The 16,193-nt window shown below is 62.0% G+C and carries 14 protein-coding genes; 8 read left to right on the forward strand and 6 right to left on the reverse strand.

What is annotated here, in order from left to right:
• Window positions 1-213: 213 nt before the first annotated feature.
• The 5 genes from AC07X5_RS28790 (at window position 214) to AC07X5_RS28810 (ending at window position 5,873) form a co-directional block, all read left to right on the forward strand.
• Window positions 214-594 (forward strand): hypothetical protein, encoded by a 381-nt coding sequence (locus AC07X5_RS28790; RefSeq protein WP_494772914.1) that lies wholly within the window; start codon window positions 214-216, stop codon window positions 592-594.
• A 35-nt stretch (window positions 595-629) separates the two neighbouring features.
• Window positions 630-1,694, forward strand: coding sequence for an AAA family ATPase (locus tag AC07X5_RS28795; RefSeq protein WP_494772915.1), 1,065 nt, complete (start codon window positions 630-632; stop codon window positions 1,692-1,694).
• A gap of 823 nt (window positions 1,695-2,517) precedes the next feature.
• Window positions 2,518-4,176 (forward strand): S8 family serine peptidase, encoded by a 1,659-nt coding sequence (locus tag AC07X5_RS28800; RefSeq protein ID WP_494772955.1) that lies wholly within the window; start codon window positions 2,518-2,520, stop codon window positions 4,174-4,176.
• A gap of 2 nt (window positions 4,177-4,178) precedes the next feature.
• The gene (locus AC07X5_RS28805) at window positions 4,179-5,093 is read left to right on the forward strand and encodes a hypothetical protein (RefSeq protein ID WP_494772916.1); all 915 of its coding nucleotides are present in this window, start codon (window positions 4,179-4,181) and stop codon (window positions 5,091-5,093) included.
• Between the two features lie 114 nt (window positions 5,094-5,207).
• A complete protein-coding gene (locus AC07X5_RS28810) occupies window positions 5,208-5,873 on the forward strand; it encodes a hypothetical protein (protein ID WP_494772917.1) in 666 nt (221 codons plus the stop codon).
• A gap of 214 nt (window positions 5,874-6,087) precedes the next feature.
• On the opposite strand, the gene ggt is transcribed toward AC07X5_RS28810, so the two are convergent.
• The 5 genes from ggt to AC07X5_RS28835 form a co-directional block, all read right to left on the reverse strand.
• Window positions 6,088-7,881: a gamma-glutamyltransferase gene (gene ggt, locus AC07X5_RS28815; protein ID WP_494772918.1), complete on the reverse strand. Its 1,794-nt coding sequence runs from the start codon at window positions 7,879-7,881 to the stop codon at window positions 6,088-6,090.
• Between the two features lie 154 nt (window positions 7,882-8,035).
• Window positions 8,036-9,286 (reverse strand): M20 family metallopeptidase, encoded by a 1,251-nt coding sequence (locus AC07X5_RS28820; protein ID WP_494772919.1) that lies wholly within the window; start codon window positions 9,284-9,286, stop codon window positions 8,036-8,038.
• Window positions 9,283-11,067 carry a 2-oxo-4-hydroxy-4-carboxy-5-ureidoimidazoline decarboxylase gene (uraD, locus tag AC07X5_RS28825; protein WP_494772920.1) on the reverse strand — a complete coding sequence of 595 codons (1,785 nt, stop codon included), beginning with the start codon at window positions 11,065-11,067 and terminating at the stop codon, window positions 9,283-9,285. The genes AC07X5_RS28820 and uraD overlap by 4 nt, the downstream gene beginning before the upstream one ends.
• Before the next feature lie 5 nt (window positions 11,068-11,072).
• Window positions 11,073-12,044 (reverse strand): allantoinase PuuE, encoded by a 972-nt coding sequence (gene puuE / locus AC07X5_RS28830; protein WP_494772921.1) that lies wholly within the window; start codon window positions 12,042-12,044, stop codon window positions 11,073-11,075.
• 17 nt (window positions 12,045-12,061) lie between these two features.
• The gene (locus AC07X5_RS28835; protein ID WP_494772922.1) at window positions 12,062-12,751 is read right to left on the reverse strand and encodes a GntR family transcriptional regulator; all 690 of its coding nucleotides are present in this window, start codon (window positions 12,749-12,751) and stop codon (window positions 12,062-12,064) included.
• A gap of 91 nt (window positions 12,752-12,842) precedes the next feature.
• Between AC07X5_RS28835 and uraH the strand changes: the two genes are divergently transcribed.
• Window positions 12,843-13,193: a hydroxyisourate hydrolase gene (gene uraH / locus AC07X5_RS28840; RefSeq protein WP_409961459.1), complete on the forward strand. Its 351-nt coding sequence runs from the start codon at window positions 12,843-12,845 to the stop codon at window positions 13,191-13,193.
• Window positions 13,194-13,196: 3 nt separating this feature from the next.
• Here uraH and AC07X5_RS28845 read toward each other — a convergent pair whose 3' ends face one another.
• Complete coding sequence (locus AC07X5_RS28845) at window positions 13,197-13,748, reverse strand: energy transducer TonB (protein ID WP_494772923.1); 552 nt, start codon at window positions 13,746-13,748, stop codon at window positions 13,197-13,199.
• On the opposite strand from AC07X5_RS28845, the gene xdhC reads away from it, so the two are divergent.
• Together xdhC and AC07X5_RS28855 are read left to right on the forward strand one after the other, a co-directional pair.
• A complete protein-coding gene (gene xdhC, locus AC07X5_RS28850; protein ID WP_494772924.1) occupies window positions 13,747-14,640 on the forward strand; it encodes a xanthine dehydrogenase accessory protein XdhC in 894 nt (297 codons plus the stop codon). The genes AC07X5_RS28845 and xdhC overlap by 2 nt on opposite strands.
• A gap of 217 nt (window positions 14,641-14,857) precedes the next feature.
• The gene (locus AC07X5_RS28855; RefSeq protein WP_494772925.1) at window positions 14,858-16,162 is read left to right on the forward strand and encodes a urate hydroxylase PuuD; all 1,305 of its coding nucleotides are present in this window, start codon (window positions 14,858-14,860) and stop codon (window positions 16,160-16,162) included.
• The last annotated feature ends 31 nt before the right edge of the window (window positions 16,163-16,193 follow it).

The raw sequence follows: 16,193 nt of genomic DNA on the forward strand, positions 1-16,193 counted from the left end.
CAGACGTGCAATCGGGTACCATTGCTGGATGAAAACACAGTATCTGGAGTGCCGCTGGAGCTAAGTGGATACCCCTTGTTTAAATACAGTATTGCGCCAAGTAAAAAGAATCAATAACGCAACATTTAAATATTGTTGTTGCTTTTCGAGGTGGTTATTGTTGCGTTTTCGTGATTGCATTTGTAGAATGCTCTGCATAGGATGAGTAACAGCATGCCCAAATGCGTATTGGACGAGGTCTTGCAGGAGCAGGCAAAAACAGTTGTGGAACAGTTCGGTGGCAATGTGGCTGCTGCAGCTTCGGCATTGAGCATTGATCGAACCAAGTTTTGGCGGTTCGTGCAGTCAGGAAAGGCTCTGACGCGCACGCGGGAAGAGATTTCAGTCGGAGTGTTGCGATTTGTCGCGAAAAAAGCCACGCAGCAAAACGAAACAAAACAGCAAACCGATACGAGTTTGGCTCCTTGGACGTTAGAGGAGGCTGCATCAATCAGGTCGTTTTGCCACAAGGTGATCGCCTTGATCGACTTTTACGAGGCATCAATCACCCAGGGCGGGGGTCATCAAGGAAGTGGCTCTGCACCTAGCGCCTAAAGGTTGGCTGCAAAGTCGAAAGGAATGGTAGGGATATGGCAACTTCAAACGCTCGCAACGACCGCCGTGCGCTTCAACGCACGATGGAAGCGATTATTTCTGACTCTCAGCGTCCTTCCCCCCAAGCTATCTTGTCTGGCTTTGAGCGCAGCATGGCTCACCCAGCGCCGCAAGGCAGGCTTCCGCACCTGGTTGCTGAGCTTGTGTACGACATGCCAGCTCGACGCAAGTTGGACGAACTGGTCTTGGCGTCCGAGTTGGTGACGGACATTCAAGAGTTTTTGCACGAGTATACGCAAGCGGCACTTCTGCGCGCGCATTCGCTTGAGCCGAGGCACACCGTTTTGATGGTGGGGCCTCCCGGCAATGGAAAGACGACATTAGCTGAAGTCTTTGCTACAGAACTATCGCTTCCACTGCTCTTCATTCGGTACGACGCAATTGTCGACAGCTTTCTGGGAGAGACTTCAAACCGACTTCGGCGCCTTATTGACTGGGCAGCCGTCAACCCGTGCGTGCTGTTTTTTGACGAATTCGACACTGTGGGTAAGGAGCGAAGCGACGCCCAGGAAACAGGCGAGATCAAGCGCGTCGTGAGCACTCTTCTCATGCAGATGGATCGGCTGCCCAGCCACGCCATCGTTGTGTGCGCTACTAACCATCCGGAATTGTTGGATCGCGCCGTCTGGCGCAGGTTTCAGCTCAAGTTGGAGGTGAACAAGCCCAACATTGAACAGCTGCGTAGTTGGTTCAAAAGGTTTTGTAATTCACTAGGCGAGGATCCAGGCCTTTCTGATGCAGAATTCGCGGAGCAGATGCTTGGTGAAAACATGTCCGAGGTTGAAGCATTCACCCTTGACGTGCGCCGACAACTCGTTCTGTCGCAGGGACGGATGTCTGCGTCACAGGCCGTACAAAAAGTGCTCTCTCGCATGCAAAGGCGACTGAGAGGACCTATGGAGGAGGGACAGAATGGCCACGCAGTATCCATTGTTGAGACTGGTAAGGGAGCAGAGCGAAGGAAAGCGTCAAGGGGTAAAAGGAAGACGGTTCAATCCGCCGCCCAAAATTCCGTACCAGACGCAGTTGACCCGTCTTAGTAGCCGCTTCGAAAAAACAGCACAAAGCTTAAGCAACTGGACGGAGAACATTGAGGCATCAATAGACGCTCGTACGGTAATCCCCGAGCGTGTTCTTGTCTTTGAACTAAAAACCGATGTTGCTTCGTTCATTGAAGCTGCTGAGCGCCTTGGGTTTGAGTGGCTAGCTAGCGAATTGCCTCGACCAGCTTCGTCAGATGAAGAGCGCGAAGATGAAGATGACGAGGAAGGGTCGGCTCAGACCAACACCGAGGTCCTTAAGGCTGAGCTGCTCTATCTGACAATGCCTAGTAGGGATGGGCTTTCAAGGCTTTTGGCCCAGTGGAATCGATTCAGCAGAGGTGAGCGCTGCTCAGCCGACGAGTTTCGGGGCTTGTGGGAGTTGTTTGAATACCTGATAGATATGCGGCGATGGTCCGTGCGAGACCGAATTGATCCGCTTCTCAGTGCATATGTTGAACGCGCTTTGAGAGAAAATGCAGAATCAGCAGTTCGTGTCGAGATTGACCTTTGGTATCGATCAACCGTCACGCAACGTGACTTGGCGCGCGAGACACTGCTGACCCTTATCAACGAGGTTGGCGGCCAATTACTTGACATAGTCACGATCCAAGAAATCCGATACCAGGGAGTTCTGGCATCGTTGCCGCCCGCTGCGGCTAGGCGACTTTTGACACTGGATGAAGGCAACCGCTTAGGTGGACTAGATGAGGTCATGGCCATAAGGCCGCAGTCCGCATTTGTGTCTACAGCGTCCCAAGACACCGGAGCCGGATCCCCGATACCGCCAGTCCCTGGCACCGCCAAACCTTGCGTAAGCGCAATGCTCGATGGCTACCCTGTGACTGGGCACGCGGCTCTTGCAGGCAGGGTGGACGTACGTGAGGTAGACGTTACAGCAGCCAACGTGCCTGTCTCAGGACGCCACCATGGGACGGCAATAGCTTCGCTGATTGTGAGAGGAGACTTGCATGCGCCTTGGCCTGCAATAAGTCGAACGCTTCTGTCAATTCCAATATTGACCGATGGTGGCCGAGGTGTCGAAACGACCCCAATAGATAAATTGCCTATAGGAACGGTATATCGAGCGCTGTCGAATCTAGCGGTCGAGATAGATAAACCCGACTCACCCTATCGCAACCTTACGGTCATAAATCACTCGGTCTGCGATATTTTTGCGCCATTCACCCGCAGGCCTTCGCCATGGGCAATGCTTTTGGACTACTTCAGCTTTAAGCACAGTTTATTGTTTATAGTGAGCGCGGGAAATATTAGTGAAGGCATATTGCTAGACCAGTTCAGAGATGTAGCAGAACTACAGGCGGCGCCGCTCGAAAGAAGACAAGCAGAATTCATCTTGGCCGTGGAAAAAGCCAAAGCGCGTCGTGGCATTCTCAGCCCGGCAGAATCTGTGAATAGCTTAACAGTTGGAGCGTTACACGCCGAGGAAGCCACTAACAAAGCCACCGCATCTTTTGACCCATTTCCTTTGGTCGCTGTGACCAATTTGGCTTCAGCCATCGGATTAGGGGTAAATGAAGGTATTAAGCCAGAAATCCTTGAGAACGGTGGCCGCATAGCAGCATTGTGCGCGAATCTGCCTCAGGGGGGCGTCATCGCTCAACCGACCCATTCGCAGGAGCTTGGGCAGTTGGTTGCAGCCCCTTCGGTCACAGGCGATCTTAACCATCGAGCCCGATGTGCTGGGACCAGCAACGCGGCAGCGCTTGTTACGCGCAGCGCAAATTTTATTGCTGATGCTTTGGACGATGCATTTGCAGGAGAGCCTGTCAATTGGAGTTTGAAGAGAACGCGAGCGCCTCTGCTGAAGGGTCTGCTAGCACATACTGCATCATGGGGTCCATTGGGTGATCTACTCGAAACAGCTTACCCGCCGCAAGAGCGTCACTTCGCGCGCAGAAAAACGATTGCTCGCTTTCTTGGATACGGGAAAATATCTTTGGGAAGAGCAATCTCCGGCGCGCAGCAAAGAGCGACATTGATTGCCGAAGACGTGATATCTGTGGGTAAACAACATATTTTCAGGGTCCCACTTCCTGCATCCATGGTGAACAATAGAGAGGTCCGAGCAATTACGGTTACCCTCGCTTGGACAGCCCCTGTGATGCCATTCGCGGATTATCGTGGCGCACGGCTGACCGTGTTATCAAGTGATAGAAGCCAGAAATTTTGGGATGGCGTGAAACGCGCCGATGGGTTGCTTCAGCCTGATCATCACTCAATAGCTAGGGGGACCTTGATGCACATCAGAATGCAAGGTCGCCAAGCCAGGGCGGCTTTGGGACCGGACGGGCTCTATTTCGGTGTCCATGCCACTGCGAACCATGCGGACTTTGCCTCCGCGCAAATACCATATGCGCTGATCGTCACTCTCGAAATGGGGCAAGGATCACGTGCAGAAATTTTTAACGAAGTTCAGAGTGCTCTGCGTGCACGTGCAGCCCGCGCTCGTGTGAGGTAAATATGGAATTCAGCGCTGCGGACTCACTCGGTTCCCTTCCTCCTGATCGGATCGCCAGATATCTGGAAGAAATTGGCGACGTTGCCAGGGCAAATGCGCTTGTTGAAAGCGCTGTTCAAGGGCAAAATATTGTAAGACCGGGTGCCCCCTTCAATGCCACAGGGCTTCAAATTGGATTTATCGCAAGCAATGATGCTGAGGGAGTCAAACCAATAATTGGCGCGGCTCAAATTGAGCCCGCCCCAGACCTCATAGGCACACAAATCAAGATTTCGTTTAACCGAGCTTTTGTATACGAGTATCCTGGGCTTGGTGCACATTCCATTCTATGTGAGTTCGTTGGTCGAAATCAAATCGATGGCGAAAAGGAAGCACTACGAATGGCTCTCCGCTTCAAGAGCCGGGATGGCACTCTGGCAAGCGTCGTCGGAGTTCCAATTTTTCTTGGCCTTACTGTGGGGGAAAACGGAATCGAATTTGAGGGGCGCACGGTCAATGTAGGCTCCTCGACCGACGAAGCGCTTCTTGGAGCACTCGACAGTGAGGCATTTAAAAACGGCCTCGCTCTTGTCAATAACCTTCAACCTGGCCTCAAGCCTTTCGTTAGCTTGATGCAATGCGCAGTCAAAGGCGTCGCTAATCGTTTGAGGAATGTCCAAGTTCATCATTTCAACTTGGGCCTCGATTTCTCCGCTGACAGCATTGCTGCCAGGCTGAACCTGGGATCGTACGTGATCGTCCAAACCAATGAAACGCAGTGGAATTGGAACGATTTCGAGTGGGATATGGGCTCAATGTCCGTGAGAGCTAAAAATCCGAGTAGAAAAATCGACTTTAACTACCTCGTCATCGGTATTTCTCCATATACGCCCACGCCTGCTACGCCCGCAGCTCGGCGAAGAAGCAGCGCAGGCTGAGTCGGGCCTTGAAGCTGTGCGCTTGCCAAGGGAAGTCGACCCGAAAGTTGGGAAGCCTAATTGGGCGGGAGAAAGTCGATGCGGCTTCAACACTACGTCAACTAGGGGGTCGGCATGTCAATTGAAAAGCGCGTAAGAGATAGAATTTCGGAGTTAATCGTCGAAGGGGAAACACTAAGTCGCGCTACTTCTACCGTCATTCCGCAGCGACAGCAGTCAGACTGTGTTGGATGGCTCACTTCTGCGCATAATGCTGTGCATCTTGCTTGCGCTCAAGGATCTACGTACCGACTAAGCGCCGACCGCATTGCAACAGAATCTTGGGGACTTTTCATTCACAAGGGAGTTGGGCAATTGAGGGCGGTTTTGCAGGCTCTTTTGAAGGATGCAGACGCTGGCGCACTCGTGGCGGTGGCCGATCAGGCTCGTGCTGAGACGTTCGACGATTTCCTCGATCATGCTCAGTACTATGCGAAAAACAATCGCTCGCGTGAAGCAGGTGTTATCTCAGGTGTTGTCTTCGAAGATTCCCTGCGTAGGGTTTGTCGTAAACATGAGATCGTCGATAAAGATGAGAGGCTTGATAGTTTGATTTCCGCTTTGACGGCAAAGGGGATTCTGACGGCTACTAAGGCCAAGAGAGCTCGCACTGCTGCCCATGTGCGTACAAAGGCGACACACGCTCAATGGGATGAATTTGAAATGTCTGATGTTCAGGAGACGATTGCCTTCACCCGTGAATTGATCGCTGCGCAACTGGATAGGAGTGACTCGTCATGAACCGGGTTGTCTGGCCCGCCTGTGTGGGATCGAATGGGCCGGATTTAAGCAGGAATGCTTCAGCCTATATGCGCACTGGGATTCTTGATCGAAGCTGGTGTGGCGCAACCATACTATGACGGCTGCGATGTCGATCACTCTATTAAAAAGGCCGCGTCCTGTGAGGGGCGCGGCCTTTGTTAGTGATAAATGGCTCGCCGCGCGAGCCATTTAATCAATACCCCAACGTCTTCCCATCCGGATTCCGCGGATCCGAGTACCCATACAGCGCCCCACCACGCAGCTGGATCGTCTGCGTACGCCCCATCGAAGCCTTCACCGCGATGTTATGGCCGCGTTGCTTGAGCAAGGCCAGGGTGTCGGGCGACAAGCCCTTTTCCACGCGCAGCTCGTCCGGCGTCCACTGGTGGTGCACGCGCGGTGCGGCGGCGGCCTCGGCGGGGTTCATGCCAAAGTCAATCGTGTTCACCACCGTCTGCAGCACCGTGGTGATGATGCGCGCGCCGCCGGGGCTGCCGGTCACCAGGGTGGGCTTGCCGTCCTTCAGGACCAGGGTAGGCGTCATGGAAGACAGGGGGCGCTTCTTGGCAGCCACGGCGTTAGCATCGCCGCCGACCAGGCCGTAGGCATTGGCCACGCCGGGCTTGGCCGAGAAGTCGTCCATCTCGTTGTTGAGCAGGATGCCCGTGCCCTTGGCGACGATGCCGCTGCCGAAGTTGGTGTTCAGCGTGTAGGTCACGGCCACGGCGTTGCCGGCCTTGTCCACCACCGAGTAGTGGGTGGTCTGGTCGCTCTCGTACGGCTGGGGCTGGCCGGGCTTGATGCTCTTGCCGCTGCGTGCGGTGTTGGCGTCGATGCCCTTGGCCAGCGACTCGGCGTAGCGCTTGGAGGTCAGGCCCTTGAGGGGGATCTTCACGAAGTCCGGGTCGCCCAGGTACTCGGCGCGGTCGGCATACGCGAGCTTCATGCTCTCGGCCATGTAGTGGATGGTCTGGGCGCTGTTGGGGCCCCACTGGGCCAGGGGCAGGGGCTCCAGCATGTTCAAGATCTGCACCAGGTGCGGGCCGCCGGAGGAGGGTGGCGGCATGGTCACGATCTCATAGCCGCGGTAGGTGCCGCGCGTGGGCACGCGCTCGGCCACCTTGTATTCGCGCAGGTCCTGCAGCGTGAGGGCGCCGGCGTGCGGTGCCATCTCGGCGGCGATCTTCTGGGCGATCTCGCCTTCGTAAAACGCCTTGGCGCCCTGCTGGCCGATCAGGCGCATGGACTGGGCCAGGTCTTTCTGCACCAGGGCGTCGCCCACCTTCAGGGGCGCGCCGTTCTTCCAGAAGATGGCCTGGGTGGCGGGCCACTTGCCCATGTTCTTCTTTTCCTGGTCCAGGATCTTGGCCAGGGTTTCGCTCACGGGGAAGCCGCGCTCGGCCAGTTCGATGGCCGGGGCGATCACGCGCGACAGGGGCAGGGTGCCCCAGGTCTTGAGCGCATGCTCCATGCCGGCCACGGTGCCGGGCACGCCCACGGCGTAGTGGGTGTACAGCGATTTGCCGTCCACCACGTTGCCGTTGGCGTCCAGGTACATGTCGCGCGTGGCCTTGATGGGCGCCACTTCGCGGAAGTCCAGGGCCACGCTCTTGCCGGTCTTGGCGTCGTGCACCATCATGAACCCGCCGCCGCCCAGGTTGCCCGCATTCGGTAGGGCCACGGCCAGCGCAAAGCCGATGCCCACGGCCGCGTCCACCGCATTGCCGCCGGCTTTCAGGATATCCAGGCCGATCTGCGAGGCCAGCTCCTGCTCGGTGGCGACCATGCCGTTGCGCGCCACCACGGGGTGGAACACATCCATGTCGAAGTCATAGGCGGCGCTGGCGGCCTGGGCCGCTGCCGTCTGCTGCACTGCCGGCGCGGATGCCGGGACGGCCGGCAGGGCCTGCGGGGTGCTGCCGCAGGCGGTCAGGCTGGCCAGGGCCAGTGCGACGCTGCTGGCCAGCAAGGTGTGGCGGATGCTCATTGGTAGGTGCTCCTCTGTTATCAATCTTTTGGGTGTGTCCGTCCGGGTGTCGGAATGACAAACGGGCGCATCCCTGGTGGAATGCGCCCGCAGCAAGTGTAGGTCGGGTCGGCATGGGCGGGTGGACTCCGCGCCATGCCGATCTGTAAGCGAGTTATGCGAGCAAGTCCTTCAGCGTGCGCGCAACCACCTTGGTCGCGCGGCGCAGGTCCTGCAGGTCCAGGCGCTCGTCGGCGCGCTTGGCGTGCGATTCGAGCACGGTGCGCGGGCCGGCGCCGTAGATCACGCCGGGAATGCCGCGCTCCACGTACAGGCGCACGTCGGTGTACAGGGGCGTGCCCACGGCGGGCACGGGCTCGCCGATCAGTGCCTGGGCGTGCTTCTGGATGGCATCGACCAGGGGCTTATTGCCGGCCAGCGGCGTCATGGCGTTGGCCAGCAGCATGCGGCGGATCTCCACCGAGATGCCGGCGCGTTCGCCCGCGGCGGTTTCGATCACGCGGCGGATGTTGGCTTCCACCTCCACCGGGTTCTCTTCGGGGATCATGCGGCGGTCGAGCTTGAAGGTCACCTTGCCGGGCACCACGTTGGTGTTGGTGCCGCCCTCGATGCGGCCCACGTTCAGATAGGGGTGCTTGATGCCGGCCACGTTGGACGTGACCTTGAGGTACTCCTGGTTCTGCGCGTACAGTGCGTTCAGGATGTGCACGGCGCCCTGCAGCGCGTCCACGCCGGTGTGGGGCACGGCAGCGTGCGCCATCTTGCCGTGCACCGTCACTTCCATCTGCAGGCAGCCGTTGTGGGCGGTGACCACCTCGTACGAGAAGCCGGCCGCGATCATCAGGTCCGGTTTGGTCAGGCCCTTTTGCAGCAGCCAGCCGGGGCCCAGTTCGCCGCCAAACTCTTCGTCGTAGGTGAAGTGCAGTTCCACCGCGCCCCGGGCGGGCTTGGCCACGGCCTCCAGCGCGCGCACGGCATAGGTGAAGCTGGCGAAATCGCTCTTGCTCACGGCAGTGGCGCGGCCGTACATCTTGCCGTCCACGATCTCGGCGCCGTAGGGGTCGTGCGTCCAGCCTTCGCCGGGCGGCACCACGTCGCCGTGGGCGTTCAGGGCAATGGTGGGGCCCTGGCCCTCGTTGCCGTACTTGCGGCGCACGATCAGGTTGGTGATGGACTCCATGCCGTAGGCCTGCACGTCGGCGGCGGGCACGGCGTGCTTCTCGGCCTCGTAGCCAAAGTCACGGAGCAGTTCGGCCGTGCGTTCGGCGTGGGGTGCGTTGTTGCCAGGGGGCGTGTCGGTGGGCACGCGCACCAGGGCCTGCAGAAAGCGCACTTCCTCGTCGAAGTGCTGGTCGATCCACGCATCCAGGGCGGCGTAGTCGGTCGTTGGGGTGGAGGCGGTCATGCGGGGGTTTCCTCGGAGAGCTGTTGCAGCACGTGCGTGAAAGCGTCCACGGCCAGCTGCATGTCGTTGTTGGTGGTGGATTCGAGCGGGTTGTGGCTGATGCCGGAGTTCAGGCCGCGCACGAAGAGCATGGCCTGGGGCATGATCTCGTGCAGCTTCATCGCATCGTGCCCGGCGCCGCTGGGCATGCGGAACACGGGCACGCCCAGGGCGTCCACCGCGCGCTCCCAGCGCTGCTGCCAGGCCGGTGCGCTGGGGGCGGCGGCGGCGCGCATGGATTCCTCCAGCGTGTAGCGCATGCCGCGGCGCTCGGCGATGCGGGCCAGCTCGTCCAACACGTCCTTGACCATGGCGTCGCGCTGCGGGTCGGTGGGGGCGCGCAGGTCCAGGCTGAACTGGCAGCGCCCCGGCACCACGTTGATGGAGCCGCCGGGCACGTTGAGCAGGCCGATGGTGCCCACCGAGTCCCCGTCCTTGGCGGCGCGCTGCTCGATGTACAGGGCCAGCTCGGCCACGGCCACGGCCGCGTCGCGGCGGCGGTCCATGGGGGTGGTGCCGGCATGGCTGGCCATGCCGATCATCTCGCCCACGTAGCGCACGCCGCCGTTGATGGAGGTGACCACGCCCAGGGGCAGGTCCAGCTCGTTGAGCACCGGGCCCTGCTCGATGTGCACCTCGATGAAGCCCAGGTACTGCGCCGGGTCGCGCTGCAGCTTGGGGATGTCGTCGATGCACAGGCCGGCATGCTGCATGGCCTCGCGCATGGTCACGCCGTCGGCGTCCTTCTGGTCCAGCCAGGCGTGGTTGAAGTGGCCTATGAGCGCGCCCGACCCGAGGAAGGTGGCCTTGTAGCGCTGGCCTTCTTCTTCGGCAAAGCCGATGACCTCGATACCGAAGGGCAGGCGCTTGCCCGCGCGGTGCAGCTCGCGCACGCAGGCCATGGGCACGAAGATGCCCAGGCGCCCGTCGTACTTGCCGCCGTTGCGCACTGTGTCGTAGTGCGAGCCGGTCATCAGGTACTTGCCCTGGGCCGAGCCAGCAGCAGGGTGGTAACGCCCCACCACGTTGCCCACGGCGTCGATCTCGACCTCGTCGAAACCGCAGTCGCGCATCCAGTGGCTGATGCGCTGGGCGCAGGCGCGGTGCGCGTCGGTCAGGTAGGTGACGGTGAGCTGGCCCTTTTCGGCAAAGCCGGGGTCCGAGTGCTGGGCCAGGTTCTCCTGCCAGTCCCACACGTCGTTGCCCAGCACGGGCTCTGCGTCGAACTTGTCGTTCAGGCGGATCTCGGCGATGCGGTGGATGTTGCGCAGCGCCTCGGCCTGCTCGAAGGCGGGGTGGTTGTCCAGCCGGCGCGCAAAGGTGGCAATGATCTCCTGCCGTGGCAGGCCCGCGCCGCGCGGCCCGCGCACCGCCAGGATGAAGGGAAAGCCGAAGCGCGCGTTGTAGTCCGCATTGAGCTGCTGGATGCGCGCGAACTCATCGGGCGTGCACTGGGCCAGGCCGGCCTTGCTCTGCTCGTTGGTCGACTCGGCCGTGAGGCTGTTGGCCACCATGGCCTTGCCGGCCAGCTCCGGGTGGGCGCGGATCAGGGCCAGTTGCGCATCCTGCGGGGCATTGCGCACGGCCTGGGCCAGCGCGTGGCGCAGGTGCGCCAGCGAGCGGAAGGGGCGCTGGGCCAGCGCCTGCTCTGCGATCCAGGGCGAGTGCTCGTACACGCCGTCCAGCCACTGCAGGGCCTCGGCCGGGCTGGCCGCGTTGAGTTGGGTGATGGTGAGTGCCATGGTGGTCAGGCCTTGCTGGTGGCGGGGGTGGTGTCGTTGAAGGGATGCACCTTCGCCCAGTGGCGCGCAATGTCCACGCGGCGCGCCACCCACACCTTGTCGTGCTGGGCGATGTGGTCCAGAAAGCGCTGCAGCGCCGTGATGCGGCCGGGGCGGCCGAGCAGGCGGCAGTGCATGCCCACGCTCATCATCTTGGGTGCGTTGTCGCCATCGGGGTCGCCTTCGGCGTACAGGGCGTCGAAGGTGTCCTTGAGGTACTGGTAGAACGGGTCGGCATGCGAGTAGCCCTGGGGCAGGGCAAAGCGCATGTCGTTGCAGTCCAGCGTGTAGGGCACGATGAGCTGGGGCGCCACGCTGCCGTCGGTGCGCTGCACCTTCATCCAGAAGGGCAGGTCGTCGCCGTAGTAGTCGCTGTCGTATTCGAAGCCGCCGAAGTCGGCCACCAGGCGGTGGGTGTTGGGGCTGTCGCGCCCGGTGTACCAGCCGGTGGCGCGCTGGCCGGTCATGCGCTCGATGATGGCCATGGCCTCGGCCATGTGGGCGCGCTCCACCTCTTCGGGCACGTTCTGGTAGTGGATCCACTTGAGGCCGTGGCAGGCGATCTCGTGGCCGGCCTGCACGAAGGCCTGGGTCAGCTCGGGGTGGCGCTGCAGCGCCGTCGATACGCCGAACACCGTGAGCGGCAGTTGGCGCTTGTCGAACTCGCGCAGGATGCGCCATACGCCGGCACGCGAGCCGTATTCGTAGATGCCCTCCATGCTCATGTGGCGCTCGGGGTAGCTGGCGGGGTTGAACATTTCCGAGAGGAACTGCTCCGATCCCGCGTCGCCATGCAGGGTGGCGTTCTCGCCGCCCTCTTCGTAGTTGAGCACGAACTGCACGGCAATGCGTGCCTGGCCCGGCCACTGGGCATGGGGCGTGTGGCGGCCGTAGCCGACGAGGTCGCGGGGATAGGGGCGGGTGGCGTCGTAGATCATGGGCGAAAAAGGCAGTGTCAGTTGCCTTGGGTGGCGGTGACGGGCGCGAGCGCCATGGCCAGGTCGCTGGCAGGGCGCTTGCGGTCGAAGGTGAGGCTGGCCTCGACGTGCTCGAGGTGCGACTGCATGAGGGCCACGGCCTGGTCTTCGTCGCGCGCAGCCAGCGCGGTGACGATCTCGCCGTGTTCTTCATGCGAATGTTCTGCGGCGCTGGCCGACTGGTACCTCAGCGTGATCAGCGCGCAGCGCGAGATCAGATCGCCCAGCAAGTGGGCCAGCACCTCGTTGCCCATGAGCTCAGCCATGCGCACGTGGAAGTCGCCCAGCAGCTCGGTGCGGCTGCTCGCATCGGCCGTGCCCATGGCGGCCTTCTCGCTGGCCACGTGGGCGCGCAGGGCCTTGATCTTGGCGGGCGTGACGCTGCGCACGAAGGCGCGGGTCATCTCGGTCTCGAGCATGCGGCGCACGGCGAACACCTGGCGTGCCTCCTCGACCGAGGGGGTGGAGACAAAGGCGCCGCGCGCGGGCTCCAGCGTGACCAGCTTGTTCTGGGCCATCTGGAACAGCGCCTGGCGCACCAGCGTGCGCGACACGCCGAAATGGTCGGCCAGCTTCTGCTCGGCCAGCTTGGTGCCCGGCTGCAGGCGGTGTTCGACGATGGCGCGGGTCAACGCCTCGACGATGGCACTGGTGGATGAAGATTCCATGGCGACATGATAGGAGGATTGGCGAAAAGTGTATACACTTTTAGTCTACAGATTGCATTTTTTCGGTCCCCACCCTTTCAGGAGAATCCCTATGGGCTTGAGCACGCATGTTCTGGACACCATGAATGGCTGTCCCGCCGCCGGCATGGAAGTGGCGCTGTATTCCACCCACGGCGACGCCGCCACGCTGATCAAGCGCCTGGTGTTGAATCACGATGGGCGCACCGATGCGCCGCTGTTCGACAACGCCAGCCTGCGCGCCGGCACCTACCGGCTGCGCTTCGATGTGGCGGGGTATTTCAAAGCCAAGGGCGTAGCTTTGCCCGAGCCGAACTTTTTGAACCAGGTGAGCCTGGACTTCGGCATTGCACACGAAGACCAGCACTACCACGTGCCCCTGCTGGTGAGCCCGTGGAGCTACTCCACTTACAGGGGCTCGTAGGCCTTACAACTGGCCTTCAGTGAGGGTATCGAGTTGGAACTTGCCGCTCTTGTCCCACAGCCAGGTCTCGGTGTAGGTCACCTTGCCCAGGCGCGTGGGCACCGGGTAGGGGGCCGCGGCGCGCACCGTGCGCTCGATCTCCTTGACCACCTCGGGCGCATGGCGCGGCGCGCGCAGCCAGTTCACGCGCGTGACCTTGCCGGTGCGGTCGATGTCCACCTCGATCACGCCGATGGCGTAGAGCTGCGGCGGCAGCTTGCCCTTGAAGATGCGCTCGGCGTTCAGCCCGTAGAGGTGGGTGGCGCCGTCTTGCCGGTAGGCGCGGGGCGTGGCGGCGGCCGAGGGGCGGGCCGAGCCGGCAGTGGCCGGCACGGGGCCCTTGACGCCCTGGATGTCCGTGGTGGTGGGAGGGCGGGTCTCCGGCGTGGCTGGCGCGGGCGTGGGTTCTGGCGCAGACTTGCAGGCAGCGATCAGGGCGGCACCAGCGGCCATGATGCCTGCCAGCAGCCAGTGGCGGCTTTTGCCGGGGCGGTGGTTGGGCGGTGTATCGGACATGGTGGGCTGGTGTAAGGAAAGGACGGCGGCAGTGGAAAGCTACTTGCGTTTGTTGCTGGAGGGCCTTGCGGCCGAACCGGCATGCCTGGTGACCGTGGAGTCTACCCAAGGCTCCGTGCCGCGTGAATCGGGCGCGTGGATGGCCGTGTTCGCGGGCAGGTTGGTCGGCACCATCGGCGGCGGCCACCTGGAGCACCAGGCCATTGCCGAGGCGCGCCGCCGCCTGGCGGACCCCGGCGCCACCAATGACCCGGCGCCCATGCGCTTTGCCCTGGGCCCGGCGCTCGGCCAGTGCTGCGGGGGCGTGGTGTTCCTCGAATTCGAATGCGTGGCCGCGCAGAACGCGCCCGCTTTGGCCCGGCGCCTCACGGCCGACCTGCACCCCGTGGCCCTGTTTGGCGGCGGCCATGTCGGCCATGCCCTGGCGCGTGTGCTGGCACCTTTGCCCTTTGCGCTGACCTGGATAGACAGCCGCGACGGGGTCTTTCCCGACGCGCCTCCCCCCAATGTGCACTGCGAGCATTCCGAGCCCGTGCAGATGGCCGTGCCCCTGTTGGCGCCCGGCTCGCGCGTGCTCATCATGAGCTTCAGCCACGCCGAGGACCTGGACGTGGTGGCCGCCTGCCTCAAGCGCCAGCGCGAGCAGGGCGATCTGCCCTTCATCGGCCTCATCGGCAGCAAGACCAAGTGGGCCACCTTCACCAGCCGGCTCACGGCGCGCGGCTTCAGCCCGCGCGAACTGGCGCACGTGACCTGCCCCATCGGCGTGCCCGGCATCCCGGGCAAGGAGCCCGAGGTGATTGCCGTGGCCGTGGCGGCACAACTCTTGCAATCAGTGGCGGCAGTCCAGGCGGTGGTGCACAACCCACAACGAGGGTATTCCCAGGCCTGATGGCTTCTTGATGGGCTGGAATTGAGAACAGTTTTTGCATACACTTTCACCCGGGACCTGGCCGGCCGTTGCGGCACCGGTCCCATGGGTCGCAGCGGTGCCCCGGCAAGCCTGGCTTGCCATGGTGCGCGACCCCATCTTCTGCTCAGAGCGCCCGCAGTGGTGAGCAGGTTGTTCAGGCGGTGTGTCCCCCCACGCCGCCGAGGTTGAGAAAAAAATGGAACACTACCTTCTCGACTGGGCCAACCTGCTCTTGCGCTGGGTCCACGTCATCACCGCCATCGCCTGGGTTGGCTCCTCCTTCTACTTCGTCTTCCTGGACAGCAGCCTCACGCCGCCCGAGGACGAAGACCTCAAGAAGCAGGGCGTGAGCGGCGAGCTCTGGGCCGTGCACGGCGGCGGCTTCTACCACCCGGTCAAGTTCGCCGTCTCCCCGCCCGAGCTGCCCAAGCACCTGCACTGGTTCTATTGGGAGAGCTACAGCACCTGGCTCAGCGGCTTTGCGCTGTTCACCTTGTCCTATCTGTGGAGCGCGGGCACCTACCTGATCGACAAGTCGCGCATGGACTGGGCACCGCCCGCAGCCATCGGCGCGGCGCTGGCCTTCCTGGTCGTGTTCTGGCTGCTGTATGACGGCATCTGCCGCATCTTCGGGCAGAAGAAGAATGGCGACGCCATCGTCGGCGGCCTGGTGCTGGTGCTGGTGTGCATCGCCTCGTGGCTGGCCTGCCACCTGTTCGCCGGGCGCGCGGCCTTCCTGCTGGTGGGCGCGATGATCGCCACCTCGATGAGCGCCAACGTGTTCTTCTGGATCATCCCGGGCCAGCGCACCGTGGTGCGGCAGATCCGCACCGGGCAGAACGTGGACCCGATCCACGGCAAGCGCGGCAAGCAGCGCAGCGTGCACAACACCTACTTCACGCTGCCGGTGATCTTCGCGATGCTGAGCAACCACTACAGCTTCCTGTGGAGCCATGCGCAGAACTGGCTGGTGCTCATCGTCATGATGTTCGCGGGCGCCGCCATCCGCCAGTTCTTCGTGATGCGCCACGGCTACAAGCTCGGCCGCAACCCCAACCCGCTGCCCTATGCCCTGGTGGGCGTGGCGGCCCTGGTGGGCGCCATCGTCTGGATGAAGCCCGCCCCGGCACCCGCCCCGGAGCCTGTGGCTGCTGCCAAGCCCGCCGCCACCACGGCCACCCCCGCTGCACCGGCAACGGCCCCCGCGTCGGGCGCTGCAGCCACCCCTGCTGCGGCCGCTGCCCCAGCGGCGGCCCCGGCCAACGACTTCGCTGCCGTGCAGTCCGTGCTGGAGCAACGCTGCTATCTGTGCCATGGCGCCCAGGTTCAGATGAAGAACCTGCGCCTGGATTCGCCGGCCTCGGTCAAGCAGCATGCCCAGGCGGTCTACCAGCAGGTGGTGGTGCAAAAGCTCATGCCCATGAACAACGCCACGCAGATGACCGACGCCGAGCGCGCCCTGATCGGCCGCTGGTTCCAGGACGGCGCAAAGACCCCTTGATGAATGAGGCGCCGCCTGGGGCGGCGCTGGA

Source organism: Acidovorax sp. GW458-11-26-14-TSB4 (assembly GCF_059423865.1).

What these genes read in the sequence shown, in the direction of transcription:
- uraD (WP_494772920.1), bottom strand. Translation starts at nt 11,067, where the DNA reads ATGGCACTCACCATCACCCAACTCAACGCGGCCAGCCCGGCCGAGGCC.
- AC07X5_RS28845 (WP_494772923.1), bottom strand. Translation starts at nt 13,748, where the DNA reads ATGTCCGATACACCGCCCAACCACCGCCCCGGCAAAAGCCGCCACTGG.
- AC07X5_RS28820 (WP_494772919.1), bottom strand. Translation starts at nt 9,286, where the DNA reads ATGACCGCCTCCACCCCAACGACCGACTACGCCGCCCTGGATGCGTGG.
- AC07X5_RS28795 (WP_494772915.1), top strand. Translation starts at nt 630, where the DNA reads ATGGCAACTTCAAACGCTCGCAACGACCGCCGTGCGCTTCAACGCACG.
- AC07X5_RS28790 (WP_494772914.1), top strand. Translation starts at nt 214, where the DNA reads ATGCCCAAATGCGTATTGGACGAGGTCTTGCAGGAGCAGGCAAAAACA.
- AC07X5_RS28835 (WP_494772922.1), bottom strand. Translation starts at nt 12,751, where the DNA reads ATGGAATCTTCATCCACCAGTGCCATCGTCGAGGCGTTGACCCGCGCC.
- AC07X5_RS28800 (WP_494772955.1), top strand. Translation starts at nt 2,518, where the DNA reads ATGCTCGATGGCTACCCTGTGACTGGGCACGCGGCTCTTGCAGGCAGG.
- ggt (WP_494772918.1), bottom strand. Translation starts at nt 7,881, where the DNA reads ATGAGCATCCGCCACACCTTGCTGGCCAGCAGCGTCGCACTGGCCCTG.
- puuE (WP_494772921.1), bottom strand. Translation starts at nt 12,044, where the DNA reads ATGATCTACGACGCCACCCGCCCCTATCCCCGCGACCTCGTCGGCTAC.
- AC07X5_RS28810 (WP_494772917.1), top strand. Translation starts at nt 5,208, where the DNA reads ATGTCAATTGAAAAGCGCGTAAGAGATAGAATTTCGGAGTTAATCGTC.
- uraH (WP_409961459.1), top strand. Translation starts at nt 12,843, where the DNA reads ATGGGCTTGAGCACGCATGTTCTGGACACCATGAATGGCTGTCCCGCC.
- xdhC (WP_494772924.1), top strand. Translation starts at nt 13,747, where the DNA reads ATGGTGGGCTGGTGTAAGGAAAGGACGGCGGCAGTGGAAAGCTACTTG.
- AC07X5_RS28805 (WP_494772916.1), top strand. Translation starts at nt 4,179, where the DNA reads ATGGAATTCAGCGCTGCGGACTCACTCGGTTCCCTTCCTCCTGATCGG.
- AC07X5_RS28855 (WP_494772925.1), top strand. Translation starts at nt 14,858, where the DNA reads ATGGAACACTACCTTCTCGACTGGGCCAACCTGCTCTTGCGCTGGGTC.